Source organism: Paenibacillus sp. GCM10028914, assembly GCF_042666275.1.
Lineage (GTDB): Bacteria > Bacillota > Bacilli > Paenibacillales > Paenibacillaceae > Paenibacillus_AQ.
In genome coordinates, this window is record NZ_JBHTFO010000015.1 from 168,667 (window position 1) to 182,291 (window position 13,625).

Consider the following 13,625-nt stretch of genomic DNA (forward strand, 5'->3'; position numbering starts at 1 on the left):
GTCCAGCTCCTTTTTATTGAATCTGTTTATTTCAAGCTCCGGCATAAAATGCGGTAGCCGTATGGATCAAGTGTAATATGCATCACACCATGATCAGGCTTCACATTTTCTTGAGTTAATGCATCGAACCAGTCAGTTGCGATAATCGGATGTGTAAGGGTTTGTGTCTGGGCGGTGTTATTCATCCAGATAATAAAATGAACTTCTTCGTCAAAACGCTCATAGATAATGCAGGGGTCATCTGCGGCAGCCTTCAGGAAACGGAATTGACCTACCCGCAGAGCCTTATGTTGACGTCTTAAAGCAATCATCTTTTTATAGAAATTATAAAGATCAAGGTCCTGTTTCTGGGGATCCCACTCCATACATTGACGACAATCCGGATCATCGCCACCTGTGAGTCCAATTTCATCCCCATAGAAAATACATGGAGTTCCTATGAAAGTGAAGAGAAAGACTACAGGTAGCTTCATACGACGTGTATCACCACCAACTCTGGTCAGAAGACGAGGGGTATCATGACTGCACAACATATTAAACACGACTTCATTCGTCTGTTGAGGGTATCTCATGAGGAGTGAACCAATACTGTTGGCGAAAGTGAAGCCATCCATGCCACCATTAAAGAACTCCAGCACTTTATCGGCAAAAGGATAGTTCATAACCGAATCGAACTGGTCACCCATGAGCCAGGTAAGGGAGTCAGACCATACTTCACCTACGATATAAGCCTCTGGGTTAGCATTCTTAACAACTTTCCGGAAATCACGCCAAAAGTGAGAGTCGATTTCATTGGCAACATCCAAGCGCCATCCATCCAGTTTAATTTCTTTAATCCAATATTCAGCCACATCAAGTAAGTATTCCTTAACTTCAGGATTTGAAGTGTTGAACTTAGGCATATTAGCAAAGAATCCAAACGTGTCGTAGGAAGGAATCCCATCTTCTATGCGGCAAGGATACTCATTTATATGGAACCAGCCCGCATATTTGGATTGGTCACCGTTCTTCTTCACATCCTGAAAAGGTAAAAACTGTTCACTACAGTGGTTAAAAACAGCATCCAGCATGACGCGAATGCCTCTTGCATGACAGGCTTCAACTACCTCTTTCAATAACTCATTGCTACCGAAATGAGGGTCAACCTGTTTATAATCGACAATATCGTATTTATGATTTGAAGGAGAGATAAAGAGCGGGGTGAAATAAATCGCATTAATGCCTAGATCAACGAGATCATCTAAATGATTCATAACGCCTTGAAGATCGCCACCGAAGAAATTATTAAAGGATGGTTGTCCACCCCATTCTTCTGTATTTTCAGGGTCGTTTGAGGGGTCACCGTTAGCAAACCTTTCAGGCATAATCTGATAAAAAACAGCTTCTTTAGCCCATTCGGGCACTTTATACAGATCAATCTCGTGAATATATGGGAATTCGAAATAACCTCCAGCCGGATACGGATAGTCAAAATGCAATCCACTATCAATCAAATATACCGTTTCATCACCCGAATGTATGCGAAAACCATAGGATAGGCGTTTATACTTTGGTTGGACAGAACATTCCCAATAATCAAACATTTCATCGGATGCGGCCTTGTCCATCGTAATTTCAAAATAAGTAGTATCCCAGTCATATTTATCACCCGTCATGGCAAAGACGGTGTCTACATCATCTCGTTTGGTGCGGACACGCAGATGAATGCTGTGAGGGTCATAAGCATAGGCCCATTTATCACGCGGTACATGGTAAAGTGCTTCTAACAGCATGGCTACACCTCCAGATAAGTTTAGCTATTTATAACCTTTCTAACTCATTAATGAAACAAGACTCAGATGTAAATAAAGTTACATAATAGATGACGAAATGAACGGTCATATCGACCATTTTGGTTGAGAAGCTATTTTATGAGGGTATACTATATTATGCGTTAATGCATCAGATACACATAAAAATACAGTGGAGAACACAGAACTTAAGGCTGATAAGTATCGGAAGTTCGTTTGATGATTTCGAAAACAAAGTACGATCGTGCAAATAAATGGTAATAAATTCATTGTTTAATATAGTTAATTGATAAATTTCAAGCTAAACCATATAGAATGTTTGGTTTTTTAAAAAAATGAATTGACCATTGTATTACAACAAGCGCAGAATATTTATGCTCTTCTGTTTATGAAAATGTATGAAAGTTCGTTGCATATTCATGCATCGTGTTTTATAATATCTCAGTCGTAGTAATTTAGATAACGTAGATAAAATAGATAAGGGAGAATCTAGGGTAATGAGAAAAAAAATAACGACTTGGATGCTCCTCTGCATGGTTGTATTGCTGTCCTTTGGCAGTATTGCCGGTGCGGAAGGAGAGAAGAAGACGGTCATTCTCGGTACTAGCGCCGAATATATGCCGTACGAATTCCACAAGACGATTGATGGTGTTGACACCATCGTGGGGTTCGATATAGAGATAGCGAAAGAAATCGCTAAAGATATGGGCGCTGAGCTTGTCATTAAGGATACATCGTTTGATGCATTACTTCCCGAACTGACTAGCGGACGGATTGATTTTGTTATATCCGGTATGAATCCGACAGAAGACCGTAGAAAAAGCATTGATTTCTCAATTCCTTATTACCGCGCAGAACAATCGATTATTGTTCGTAAAGAAGACAAAGATAAATATAACACTGTAGAAAGCCTCGAAGGAGCGAATTTTGGTGTTCAAAAATCGTCCGTTCAGGAAAAGATAGCGAAAAGTATTCCTAATTCGAATGTTATATCTTTAGATAAAGTACCAGACCTGCTGCTTCAGCTTGAAACAGGACGCGTCGATGTGGTTATTGCAGAATATCCGGTTGCTAAAGCAAACATTAATGAAGATACGATGGCTATAACCGATGCCAAGCCAGTTAGTGAGAATGATGAATATGCAGTAGGCGTCAGAAAAGGCAATGAAGAATTATTAAATAGTATTAACGCGACTTTGGAGCGTCTTAAAGAAGGAGACCAAATCCAGAAATTCGTTGACCAAGCAGGCGATCTTGCTGCTGACCGTGTGAAAGATGATCTCAACACATTTGAATTTTTTTGGAAGTATCGTGATTACTACTTTAAAGGTATACAATATACACTTTTAATCTCAGCACTTGGAGTATTGTTTGGTTTTATTTTAGGATTATTGATTGCATTAATGCGGATGTCAGGTGCGTCGATCTTGAAATTTATCGCTACCGCGTATATTGAAATCATGCGTGGTACACCGATGCTAGTACAGCTATTCATAATCCACTACAGCTTAGCTGCTTTTGATATCAAATTCACACCGATTCAATCCGGTATATTAACACTTTCTCTAAACAGTGCAGCCTATCTTGCTGAAATATTCCGTGCCGGTATTCAAGGCGTGGACCGTGGACAACTCGAAGCAGCACGTTCACTTGGTATGACGAAGAGCAAGGCTATGCGCCACATTGTTTTGCCGCAAGCTTTAAAGAGTGTATTGCCTGCGATCGGTAATGAATTTATCGTTATTATTAAAGAATCATCGATCGTATCGTTTATCGGAGTAATGGACATTATGTATCAAGCTCAAATTTTGCGGGGCAGTACATTTGCAGCTTTAAATCCGCTGCTTGTCGCTGCAATGATATACTTTATTCTGACATTCTCACTTTCGAAACTACTGGGTGTCTATGAAAGGAAGTTGAGCGCTAGTGATAACCGTTAAGGATCTTCATAAATCATTTGGAAAGAACGAAATACTGAAAGGAATTGACGTTGAAATCGCCAAGGGCCAAGTGGTTGTTGTCATCGGACCAAGCGGATCGGGTAAAAGTACATTTTTAAGATGTCTCAATTTACTAGAGCAGCCCACAGGCGGGGAAATTATCTTTGAAGGTGAGAATATAACGGCAAAGAACCATAACATCAATGCTACTCGTGAAAAAATGGGTATGGTGTTTCAGCAGTTTAATCTATTCCCTCATAAAAGCGTTATGGATAATATTACACTCGCTCCAGTACAGGTAAAGGGTATGTCTGAAAAGGAAGCTGTTAAGATTGCTGAAGAGCTCCTAAAATCAGTCGGTCTACTAGATAAGAAAGATGCATATCCATCCCAGTTGTCCGGAGGTCAGAAGCAGCGTATCGCAATTGCACGTGCACTGGCTATGCAGCCTCATGTTATGCTCTTTGATGAACCGACATCCGCCCTTGACCCAGAGATGGTAGGGGAAGTGCTAGAGGTTATGAAGAAACTTGCTATTGAGGGTATGACGATGGTTATCGTCACACACGAGATGGGTTTTGCACGTGAAGTAGGAGATCGTATTCTATTCGTTGATGGTGGCAAAATCGTAGAAGATGGAACACCGGAACAGATATTTACGAATCCGCAGCATCCTCGGACTCAAGAGTTTTTAAGTAAAGTTTTGTAACCTTTTATAGATTTCATACATGCGCGTAACAGCGACTTTGGTGCCTTTAATGGCTTAACCAAAGTCGCTTTTTTATGCTTGTGGCAACATTTTCTTGAAGAAAAGGTTACAAAGTTGTGATATATTCGTAATCGTTAAACAAGGGAGGCATCAAGAATGAAACAAAATTTAAGATGGTTGAATATGAAAAATAAGAAGAGTACATCCGTAAAGATGAATAAATTTAAAACAGTAAAAGTTCTAACGGCAGCTGTTATGGCTCTTGGAATGACATTTGGAGCAACTGCGGTTCCTGCTGAAGCAGCAACAAGTTCCACGCATGTAGCGAAAGAAGGAGATACTTTTTATCTTCTGTCCAAAAAATATGGTGTGGATTTAAATAAACTGATGAAAGCTAATCCTAATATTAAAGCAACGAATATATATGCAGGATTAAAGATTAAAATCCCTGGTACAACAACAGTCAAATCTACAAGTACTATGGTTCCAAGCCTGAATGTATACCCTAGCAAAAATGTGGTAGAGGCGTGGGGAAAAACGTTTAATTACAGCAAGACTATTAACGTAAAAGCAACAGCGTACTCTGCAGATGCTAGTGAAAACGGAGGATGGGGAGCCGTAGATTATTTCGGTAATCCGCTTGAACTCGGAACGATTGCTGTGGATCCTAGTGTTATTCCACTAGGAACGAAAGTCCTTGTGACTGGTCATTCTCATGAGGGTCTGCCTAAGAAAGCATTTGTAGCAGTGGCAAGAGATATTGGTGGAGCCATCAAAGGAAATCGAATTGATATCTTTATTCCGGGATCTCAAAAGTCAGTGAGTAAGTTTGGCTATCAAAATGTGAAATTATACGTTCTTAAATAATCAAATATGAAGACGGCGGTATGCTGTAGCTTGTATGAGCTACCACCGCCGTCTTTTAATTTTTTTATCTATCCTCAGGAACGCTTAGCATATCTGGGAGAGTAACGAAAGAGTAGCCTTTCTTCCGTAGCTCTGAAATGACTTCAGGCAATGCTTCGGTCGTACCAGACAGGTCAGAACCTACCCCTCCACCTGCGTGTTGAAGAATAATAGCCCCAGGTCCTGTGGCAGATAATATATTCTGTTTGACCTGATCTTTGGTAAGGCCTTTCCAATCCAGCGAATCCACGTTCCAGTTCACGATTTTATAATTATTCTTTCGTGCCCAACGAAGCTGCTCCTCATTAATTTCACCATAAGGGGGGCGAATGAGTCGGGGTTCTTGGCCTGTGATGGATTTTATAATTTTGTTCGTTCTTTCAATCTGATCACGGAACTCAACAAGATTCAGTTTGTTAAATTGCGGATGATTATAAGAGTGATTACCGATCGCATGACCTTCTCGTTTAATTCGAGCTAAGAGATCGGGATGCTTTTTTGCTCTGCTGCCCACAACAAAAAAGGTTGCCTTTACACCTTCCTCTTTCAATATATCAAGCACTTGTGGGGTGAATCGAGGATCTGGAACATCGTCGAAGGTCAATGCAACCTGCTTAATGCGCGGTCCTCGAACGCGGAACGTATCCGGGTATTTTTTAATAAGCTGACTTAATGACTTGGCAACAGGTGGATTCGTATGTTCCTTATCCTCAGCCGCTTTCTGTGAAGACATAACGGATGAATGGGCCGGGTTCTGCAAAAAGGAGTTTGTATAATGAACGACGGTATTCACAGCTGATGAGGTTTCCGTATGTGGAAGCAGCAGCGCGATTAGTAATAAACCCCATATGCGGTAGTGGTACATCATTCCTCGCTCCTTTTTATCTTTTTATATGGTATTCCCATTTTAATCCTGATTTATCCTAAGGTACCGGACTATGAACGCGTTTTTGGTTTTGAAATAGAAACGTGTATAATAGCCTTTAAGAAATAACAATAGAGTATGGAAGGATTGAGATCGTTTGGCTGACTTATTTACACCATATAATTTTAAAAACCTTACGCTTAAGAACCGAATTGTGATGCCTCCGATGTGTCAATATTCCGTTCAGGCAGAAGATGGTACTCCAAACGATTGGCACTATGTCCATTACGTAAGTAGAGCCGTTGGTGGTACGGGTCTAATCATTATAGAAATGACAGGTATTCATCCAGATGGACGTATTTCCAATCAAGATACAGGTTTGTGGAGCGACGAACAGATTCCAGCTTACCGAAAAATTGTGGAGAGTGTTCACTCATACGGTACAAAAATAGGAATTCAGCTGGGTCATGCAGGGCGTAAAGCACAGGACGCTAACCCTCCAGTAGCACCTTCAGCTATCCCTTTTAGTTCACGATATAAAATGCCCCGGGCTCTTACTGTTCGTGAAATCGAAGAACTGATCCTTGCTTTCAAGGATAGTGCACGCCGGGCAGTAGAAGCTGGATTTGATACGGTTGAGATTCATGGAGCACACGGATATCTCATTCATCAGTTTCATTCTCCTCTTACGAATCAACGAGATGATGAATACGGTCAGGACCTTGCTTTATTCGGTGAACGAGTGGTTAAAGCTGTTAAAGAAGTGCTTCCTGAGGGCATGCCTCTTATCATGCGAGTTTCTGCTAAAGAATATGTAGATGGTGGATACGATGTAGAGTATTGTGCCAAAATCAGCGAACGCTACAAAAACGCTGGAGTTGATATTTTTCATATTACATCTGGTGGAGAGGGTCCCATCGGTTCAGACGGTGGCCCAAAAGCTGAGCCAGGCTATCAGGTCGATTTGGCAAAGGAATTTAAAGACTTGCTTCATGTGCCAGTTATTGCGGTTGGTCTGCTTGATGAATATGAAGTAGCGCAAGACGTAGTCTTGTCTGGTAAGGCCGATCTTGTAGCTGTAGGGAGAGGAATGCTTCGCGATCCCTATTGGGCTGTTCATGCTTCTAAAGCGCTGGACGGAGAGCAAAAGGTTACGAAACAATATGAACGTGGATACAAGTGAATAGTGAAGGAATTATGAGAGAGTCCCGGGATAATCCGGGGCTTTTTTGTCATTTTTGCGAACCTGTGAACTCCATCACTGATTTTTGGACGATTTCCGTGCAAAGTTATTGGGATTAGACATGAGCAGGAGGGTCTTACAATGGCAACAGTGATGTCGAACAAGAAGGTAGCGGATGGAATCGGCCTGCTGGAAGTGGAAAGCAGCCAAGGAGGCAAACCGGGACAATTTTATATGCTGAGAGCTTGGGATCAATATCCATTACTCTCACGCCCCATTAGTATTTTTGATGTAACAGAAGATAGAATTCTATTTTTATATCAGATTGTTGGTGAAGGTACTAGACGATTTTACGAACTACGTCCAGGTGATGATCTTCAGATCGAAGGTCCTTTCGGTAATGGCTTTCCTGAAGTGAAGGGCTCTTTAGCTTTAGTTGGTGGTGGAATTGGAATTGCACCGCTGTATTATATGGCTAAGAAAGTAACAGATGCAGACGTTTATCTTGGTTTCAGTAAGGAAGCTTATCTAACAGAAGAGTTCCGTAATGTGAGTAAAGAGTTACATATTCGAGTTGGAGGAACCGTTCTGGAACAAATTGATTTTAAAGATTATGGTACGGTAATTGCATGCGGTCCTCACGGTATGTTAAAAGCAGTACAGCAAATGCAAGAGGTGATTGGTCAGCCAAATCACGTGTACGTGTCATTGGAGAACCGTATGGCTTGCGGTATTGGGGCTTGTCTAGTTTGTAGTGTGAAATGTAAGGACGGGCGTAAAAAAGCATGTACTGATGGACCTGTGTTTCCGGTAGAGGAGGTTGTTTTCAATGATTGATACAAGTTGTGTAATCGCAGGGGTTCACTTTAAAAATCCGGTTATTATGGCGTCGGGAACGTTCGGTTTTGGACGGGAGTATGGGAAACTATATCCGGTAGACATATTAGGGGGCATTAGCGGTAAAGGACTTACTATTCAGCCGAAAGAAGGAAATTCAGGGATACGTGTTTATGAAACTGCATCTGGTATGATGAATAGTGTGGGATTGGAAAATCCAGGTATACAATCATTCTTGGATCAGGAGTGTCCCTTCTGGGAAACGCTTAATACAGTGAGAATTGCAAATCTCGGCGGTGGATGTATTGAGGATTATGTTGAAGGGGCTAGACTCATTCAAAAGAATGAGGACGAAAGACGTAAACGTGGACGTTCTGCAGTTGACATGATAGAACTCAATATATCTTGCCCTAACGTTAAGGAAGGCGGGATGGCTTTCGGTATTCAGACCCAAGAAGCACAGAAAGTAGTGCGGGCTGTTAGAGATGTGGTTACTTTACCGCTTATCGTTAAGCTTTCTCCGGGTGCCGAAAGATTAACTGAAATGGCGTACATGTGCGAATCAGAAGGTGCTGATGCGGTATCTTTGATCAATACCATATCAGCAATGAAAATCGATGTGCGACAAAGAAAAAGTGTATTTCGCCATGGTTATGCTGGCTTGTCAGGACCTGCTATTAAACCGATTGCACTCCGGATGGTGCATCAGGTCGCCAAAGCTGTTACTATTCCGGTTATTGGGATCGGTGGTATATCTTCTGGTGAAGATATTATGGAGTTTATTATGGCAGGAGCAGCTACCGTTCAAGTCGGAACAGCTGGATTTGCGGATTTACGTGCAGGTGAAAGGCTGATCGAGGAATTGAATCGTTTTATGCTGGATGAGAAAATCAATCACCTAGATGAAGTTAGAGGGATCGTTTAATCTATCATAAGATACAAGGGGGAGCGTATGACGGCTAACTATGCTGAAGCTCTAACTTTAGAAGAGATAGAAGTAGGGCGAGATAAACTTATTATTATCAAGGGCGGCGAAGCACATATTGGTGCGGTATCGACAGCTTATCTGGTTCATAACAATCCAATCAGGGTAAAGGTTGAAACGATGTCAGTACCTGGCCATAAAGAGCATCTTTTGACTGAAAAATTTGCTCGTCAGTGCGCGGAACATCTCTGTCAGACGGTAACCGTTGTGATGGGTATTCATTTCGACCATCTGCAGCGAAGTGAAATCGATCAGATTGTATCCTTAACAGAGAGTATGGTGGCTTCATTTTTGGAAGGAAAAGTATAAAGTTTTGTTGAATAGACATGATTAGAAAAAAACGAACTAACTGTTTTAGAAAAACTTGAAACGTTTTTTTGGTTTGTCACGTAAATAATGAACATAAGAAAACATTTAAGTTTACTGGGAGGCACGAACCATGTCCATTTTTAAAAGATTACGTGATTTAACAATGTCTAACATTAACGCTATCATCGACAAGGCCGAAGATCCAATCAAAATGACCGACCAATACATTCGGGATATGACGGAAGATCTTGAGGATGCTGAAAAAGCAGTAGCAGCTCAAATCGCAATCGAAAAACGCTTTAAAGCATTGTATGAAGAACAAGCTGCTTTGGTTGAAAAACGTACACAACAAGCTCATACTGCTGCCCAAGCACAAAATGTTGACCTTGCGCGCAGAGCGCTTGAAGAGAAGAAAGCTGCAGAAGCGAAGAGAGACGAGTACAAAGCCAGCTATGATCAGAACAAGCTTGCTGCTGATAACCTTCGTAGCAAGCTTGAAGAAATGCGTAAGCAGCTTACAGCTATGAAGAATAAGCGTGAAACACTGGTGGCACGTTACAATGCGGCTAAAGCTCAGACAGAGATCAACAAAGCGATGAACGGATTCAGCTCGGATTCTGCATCTTCCGGTCTGAAACGGATGGAAGAGAAAATGCTTCAGATGGAAGCTCGCGCTGAGGCTAGCAATGAAATGAATACCAAGGAAAAATCATTGGATGAAGAATTCGAAAACCTTGGTAAAGATAAAGCTGTTGAAGACGAGTTAGCTGCATTAATGAAACAGTACGAGAATAAAGATCAATAACAGGGTACGCTTTGTAAAATTGATTTAAGGGCTTAGAAGGGCGAAGGGGATAGCGCTTATATTGCGATTTTCTCCTTCGCTTTTATATGGTCCAATGTTGAATGTGGAGGCTTGGTAATGAATTTTGACATGATCTTGGGGATCGCGGTTTGGACGGGTTCAGGTGCGCTACTGTTATTTATACTGATGTTTGTAGATTCATTGTTTACGAAGTACAAGGATCTTGAAGAAGTGAAGGCAGGAAACATGGCGGTTACGACACGGCTCGTATTGAAGCTGGTAGCACAGGGCTATATTTTATCCGTCTCCATTGGTACTTCACTTCATTTGGTAGAAGCAATTGTGGTATCGGTTGTTTCATTTATTATCCTGCTGATTATCGAAGCGTTGGCTGAACTTTTCCTTAAGAAGATTGGCGGCATTGACCTCGACAAAGGAACGAAAGAAGGAAAGACGGGCTACGGTTTGTTTGCAGGTACGCTTCATGTTGTTGGGGCATTGATTATTACAGCTTGCCTTTAATCATGCATATATGTGATAGGAGACTGAAAGAATGAGTGTGTGGAAAAGAATTGGCAACTTGTTTGCGAAACCGGAGCCCCCAAAGGTAGAAAAGAGTATGTTACAACTTAATCCTGGTGATATTTGCGAAGTTTCGCTTGTTACCTACGAAGTTACGGGGCGTGTACATAACCGTGCTCGAAATGCAGTTGTATTAACATTGCAAGATGGAAGCAATATTGCATATCTTCATATAGAAGAACGGGAGACTGTGCAGTATGCATTATATACGCCGATTGATGGTAGACTTGATGCTCCGGATGAAGTTCCAACAATCATTGAGCTGGATGATGGAGTATACCATCTTGAGGAAGAGTATGGTGGACATGTGTCGATTACTGGACGCACTCCATTTACACAAAGTGGAGAACAACATGTGTGGCAATATCAATCCGACGATTATCGGCTCGTTAGAATAGAATGGCAGAATGGTCGATTTATGCTCTATGAAGGTGAGAAAGTGATTCCGGGGGATGTTAAGGTCATCCGGGCTTAGGAGTGGTAACATGAAAAAACGCTCTTTGTTATCGATAAAGATTGTATTGGTGCTCAGTTTCCTCGTCTCACTTTTAAGCGGATGCGGAGCACCTAATGTTAAGGAATCTTACCCGTTAGAGTCGGTGAATAGGGACGGCAATGCAAGTTCGTATGTTTACCGGGCGGCAGGTAAAAGTGTGCCGGTTGTAGCGCAGGAATTGGTTGAAGAAAACAAACCGGATGATATATCTCCGGAAGATAATGAAAGAATGTTTCTCGTGTATGGAGATGATTATTATCATCTGCAGCAAGATCCTGCCAAACCGGAAGATACCCTAATCGAGATTGATTCGAAAGAGTATGTCAGACGGAACTATGATTCGAGCTTTCTCCAAGGGTATCTAACCGCTGTGTTGATCAGTGATTTATTTGATTCACTGAGCGGGAAATACGGCGGAGGATACCGGGGATACACAAGTAAAGATGTGTATAAGCCGAAGGAAGGTAGCTACCGGAAACCGACCGAGAGTGACAAGAAAGTCGCGCCTCCGTTAACAGTAGACCGGAGCGGGAAAATTTCGAGACGCGGACAGGGAACAGTCGGATCGAGCGGGAATATTTTTAAACGGGAACCTTCCAGCGAGACTAGCAAAGGCACCATTAAACGTGGTGAAAGCGGGGGAGGCGGATTATTTGATTCCCCTAAGAAATCGTATAAGAAGCCTAAGACCCGCATTGGTTCGGGTAAGATTGGTAGAAGAGGTCGAAGGTAATCGGATAAGACGTGTGGCAGTAAATGCCATACGTCTTTTTTTATACTCGAACTGTTGTGGATTTGCTATCCGTAGGAATTGTAGATATAACTGATATATAAGATACAATCAATTTGCTGATCATATTTACATTGAAAAGCTCAATTGCGAAAGAGAGGCTATATACATATGAATCAAAAAGAAAGAACGAATGATAATTCAAACGCGCAAGATCCATATAGATTTCAACGGAAAGCGTTGCAGGTACCCGATGCACAAGCCTTGGTGAGTCAATATGTGAGTCGGGGAGACAAGATGACGGAGACTCTTCCGTTAGAGCAGAGTGATGGCCGTGTATTGGCAACAGACATATCAGCACCCCATCCATATCCGACTTTCCGGCGATCTGGGATGGATGGATATGCTATTTTTTCATCAGACACTGAGAAGTGCAGTGGTGGGGAAACGGTGTGGCTAAAAGTGATTGATAATATCCCATGTGGAGTAGTATCTGAGCATGAGATTACTTCAGGCTTTGCAGCACGCATTATGACGGGAGCTCAGGTTCCAGATGGGGCCGATGCTGTGGTGATGCTGGAAATGACAGAGCGTAAGACGGAAGGCAGCACGGAGTGGATTGGAGTTAAAAAGGTCATTGAGAAACATAAAAATATAACTCCTATCGGCTTAGAACTGCAAGGTGGCGAGGTAATCCTTAAGAAAGGAAGACGGATTGGCCCAGGGGAAATTTCAGTATTGGCAACATTCGGCGTGCACGAGGTCGAGGTTATGAGAAAGCCACTCGTCGGCATTTTTTCAACCGGTACAGAGCTTCTGGATATCCGTGAGGAACTTCAACCTGGTAAAATCCGAAATAGCAATACACATATGCTCGCAGCTCAAATCCGTGAAGCCGGAGCAGAACCGGTAGTAATGGACGCTATTCCTGATGATATTAATGTTGCACGTCAAAAGGTAGAAGAGGCGCTGGAACGTTATGATATCGTTGTTACGACAGGTGGAGTTTCAGTTGGGGATTTTGATATTATGGGAGATCTCGTTCGTAATGGATCCATGAAAATGCTATTCAATAAGGTAACGATGAGGCCCGGAAGTGTGACAACAGCTGCTGTTCAACATGATAAGTTATTGTTCGCATTGTCTGGTAACCCTGGGGCTTGCTTTGTTGGTTTTCTTCTCTTTGTAAGACCAACGATTCGGCAGATGCTCGGCATGGAAGAGATTTATCTTAAAGAATGGGTCGTTGAACTCGGGACAGATTACACGAGAGTTAATAATTTCACCCGTTTTGTAAGAGGTAGATTGGAAGTTGCGGATGGTCGGGTAGTCGCCATACCGGCACAACTCGATGAATCTAATGTAATGATTACAATCAAAGACAGCTCCTGTCTTATTGTCATCCCCCCTGAATTAAAAGGCGCTGTTGCAGGTCAGAAAGTTAAAGTGCTCTTACTACCTGGTGCTGTTTCTTGATCGCTATAGAGA

General features: G+C 42.0%; 14 protein-coding genes. 12 read left to right on the forward strand and 2 right to left on the reverse strand.

The genetic code is table 11. From position 1 onward, the window contains the following. Positions 1-26 precede the first annotated feature (26 nt). Positions 27-1,772 (reverse strand): alpha-glycosidase, encoded by a 1,746-nt coding sequence (locus tag ACFQV5_RS14285; protein WP_379247915.1) that lies wholly within the window; start codon positions 1,770-1,772, stop codon positions 27-29. 515 nt (positions 1,773-2,287) lie between these two features. Between ACFQV5_RS14285 and ACFQV5_RS14290 the strand changes: the two genes are divergently transcribed. The 3 genes from ACFQV5_RS14290 (at position 2,288) to ACFQV5_RS14300 (ending at position 5,306) form a co-directional block, all read left to right on the forward strand. Further along, a complete protein-coding gene (locus tag ACFQV5_RS14290; RefSeq protein WP_379247917.1) occupies positions 2,288-3,730 on the forward strand; it encodes an ABC transporter substrate-binding protein/permease in 1,443 nt (480 codons plus the stop codon). Then, positions 3,717-4,439, forward strand: a complete 723-nt coding sequence (locus ACFQV5_RS14295; RefSeq protein ID WP_379247919.1) for an amino acid ABC transporter ATP-binding protein — start codon at positions 3,717-3,719, stop codon at positions 4,437-4,439. Before ACFQV5_RS14290 ends, ACFQV5_RS14295 begins: the two co-directional genes overlap by 14 nt. Before the next feature lie 183 nt (positions 4,440-4,622). Beyond that, on the forward strand, positions 4,623-5,306 hold the full coding sequence (locus ACFQV5_RS14300) for a 3D domain-containing protein (RefSeq protein WP_379248272.1): 684 nt from the start codon (positions 4,623-4,625) through the stop codon (positions 5,304-5,306). 64 nt (positions 5,307-5,370) lie between these two features. Here ACFQV5_RS14300 and ACFQV5_RS14305 read toward each other — a convergent pair whose 3' ends face one another. Continuing rightward, complete coding sequence (locus ACFQV5_RS14305) at positions 5,371-6,213, reverse strand: polysaccharide deacetylase family protein (protein ID WP_483874802.1); 843 nt, start codon at positions 6,211-6,213, stop codon at positions 5,371-5,373. Positions 6,214-6,367: 154 nt separating this feature from the next. Here ACFQV5_RS14305 and ACFQV5_RS14310 point away from each other — a divergent pair, with 154 nt between their 5' ends. From ACFQV5_RS14310 to ACFQV5_RS14350, 9 genes are all read left to right on the forward strand, one after another. Continuing rightward, on the forward strand, positions 6,368-7,393 hold the full coding sequence (locus ACFQV5_RS14310) for an NADH:flavin oxidoreductase/NADH oxidase (protein WP_379247921.1): 1,026 nt from the start codon (positions 6,368-6,370) through the stop codon (positions 7,391-7,393). 141 nt (positions 7,394-7,534) lie between these two features. Then, positions 7,535-8,230, forward strand: coding sequence for a dihydroorotate dehydrogenase electron transfer subunit (locus ACFQV5_RS14315; protein ID WP_379247922.1), 696 nt, complete (start codon positions 7,535-7,537; stop codon positions 8,228-8,230). Further along, the gene (locus ACFQV5_RS14320) at positions 8,223-9,155 is read left to right on the forward strand and encodes a dihydroorotate dehydrogenase (protein WP_379247924.1); all 933 of its coding nucleotides are present in this window, start codon (positions 8,223-8,225) and stop codon (positions 9,153-9,155) included. Before ACFQV5_RS14315 ends, ACFQV5_RS14320 begins: the two co-directional genes overlap by 8 nt. Before the next feature lie 27 nt (positions 9,156-9,182). Then, positions 9,183-9,524: a prenylated flavin chaperone LpdD gene (lpdD, locus tag ACFQV5_RS14325; protein WP_379247926.1), complete on the forward strand. Its 342-nt coding sequence runs from the start codon at positions 9,183-9,185 to the stop codon at positions 9,522-9,524. A gap of 130 nt (positions 9,525-9,654) precedes the next feature. Then, positions 9,655-10,329, forward strand: a complete 675-nt coding sequence (locus ACFQV5_RS14330; protein ID WP_379247928.1) for a PspA/IM30 family protein — start codon at positions 9,655-9,657, stop codon at positions 10,327-10,329. A 117-nt stretch (positions 10,330-10,446) separates the two neighbouring features. After that, a complete protein-coding gene (locus ACFQV5_RS14335) occupies positions 10,447-10,851 on the forward strand; it encodes a DUF350 domain-containing protein (protein WP_379247930.1) in 405 nt (134 codons plus the stop codon). A 31-nt stretch (positions 10,852-10,882) separates the two neighbouring features. Further along, complete coding sequence (locus ACFQV5_RS14340) at positions 10,883-11,386, forward strand: DUF4178 domain-containing protein (protein ID WP_379247932.1); 504 nt, start codon at positions 10,883-10,885, stop codon at positions 11,384-11,386. Positions 11,387-11,396: 10 nt separating this feature from the next. Continuing rightward, on the forward strand, positions 11,397-12,140 hold the full coding sequence (locus ACFQV5_RS14345; protein WP_379247934.1) for a DUF4247 domain-containing protein: 744 nt from the start codon (positions 11,397-11,399) through the stop codon (positions 12,138-12,140). A 168-nt stretch (positions 12,141-12,308) separates the two neighbouring features. Beyond that, on the forward strand, positions 12,309-13,613 hold the full coding sequence (locus ACFQV5_RS14350; RefSeq protein ID WP_379247936.1) for a molybdopterin molybdotransferase MoeA: 1,305 nt from the start codon (positions 12,309-12,311) through the stop codon (positions 13,611-13,613). The last annotated feature ends 12 nt before the right edge of the window (positions 13,614-13,625 follow it).

Bases quoted from the DNA above. Each gene is read 5' to 3' on its own strand.
- ACFQV5_RS14285 (WP_379247915.1), bottom strand. From the start codon at position 1,772: ATGCTGTTAGAAGCACTTTACCATGTACCGCGTGATAAATGGGCCTAT.
- ACFQV5_RS14290 (WP_379247917.1), top strand. From the start codon at position 2,288: ATGAGAAAAAAAATAACGACTTGGATGCTCCTCTGCATGGTTGTATTG.
- ACFQV5_RS14300 (WP_379248272.1), top strand. From the start codon at position 4,623: ATGAAAAATAAGAAGAGTACATCCGTAAAGATGAATAAATTTAAAACA.
- ACFQV5_RS14305 (WP_483874802.1), bottom strand. From the start codon at position 6,213: ATGATGTACCACTACCGCATATGGGGTTTATTACTAATCGCGCTGCTG.
- ACFQV5_RS14315 (WP_379247922.1), top strand. From the start codon at position 7,535: ATGGCAACAGTGATGTCGAACAAGAAGGTAGCGGATGGAATCGGCCTG.
- ACFQV5_RS14320 (WP_379247924.1), top strand. From the start codon at position 8,223: ATGATTGATACAAGTTGTGTAATCGCAGGGGTTCACTTTAAAAATCCG.
- lpdD (WP_379247926.1), top strand. From the start codon at position 9,183: ATGACGGCTAACTATGCTGAAGCTCTAACTTTAGAAGAGATAGAAGTA.
- ACFQV5_RS14330 (WP_379247928.1), top strand. From the start codon at position 9,655: ATGTCCATTTTTAAAAGATTACGTGATTTAACAATGTCTAACATTAAC.
- ACFQV5_RS14335 (WP_379247930.1), top strand. From the start codon at position 10,447: ATGAATTTTGACATGATCTTGGGGATCGCGGTTTGGACGGGTTCAGGT.
- ACFQV5_RS14340 (WP_379247932.1), top strand. From the start codon at position 10,883: ATGAGTGTGTGGAAAAGAATTGGCAACTTGTTTGCGAAACCGGAGCCC.
- ACFQV5_RS14345 (WP_379247934.1), top strand. From the start codon at position 11,397: ATGAAAAAACGCTCTTTGTTATCGATAAAGATTGTATTGGTGCTCAGT.
- ACFQV5_RS14350 (WP_379247936.1), top strand. From the start codon at position 12,309: ATGAATCAAAAAGAAAGAACGAATGATAATTCAAACGCGCAAGATCCA.